The sequence below is a fragment of the Oleiphilus sp. HI0123 genome, assembly GCF_001635315.1.
This window is the reverse complement of record NZ_LWGE01000703.1, coordinates 1-469: the sequence shown is the minus strand read 5'-3', so window position 1 is coordinate 469 and position 469 is coordinate 1. Positions and strand designations below refer to the sequence as shown.

Here is a 469-nt window from a genome sequence, read left to right as displayed (position 1 = left end):
CGGGAAGTCCTCCATTGCATCTTCGATCAGCGATTTAACACCGCGGTTATGAGAGGCTGCGGTTAAGCGCAGCTTCTCCATACCCAGCGAGTAGAAATCATTGGCAACAGTATCAGCATTAAGGCCATCAATTTTATTAACAACCAGGGTATAAGGCTTTCCCGTTTGTCGGATATGACGAGCTATCTCTTCATCAATAGGGGTCAATCCATCCCGGCCATCCACAACAAAGAAGATTAGATCAGCCTCTTCTATTGCCAACAAGGACTGCTCAGCCATGACAGCATCGATCCCGACTTCATCACCACTTATACCACCGGTATCGATAGTAATGAACTTCTTATCCAACGCCACTCCAGAGCCGTACTTACGATCCCGAGTTAAGCCTGCGTAGTCTGCGACAATTGCATCTTTTGTTTTGGTCAAACGATTGAATAAGGTAGATTTACCTACATTAGGACGACCTACT

The 469-nt window shown here is 46.1% G+C and carries 1 protein-coding gene; it reads right to left on the bottom strand.

The features are described 5' to 3' along the window. A partial coding sequence (locus tag A3761_RS06315; RefSeq protein WP_156491671.1) for a GTPase occupies window positions 1-469 on the bottom strand: 469 nt, incomplete at both ends.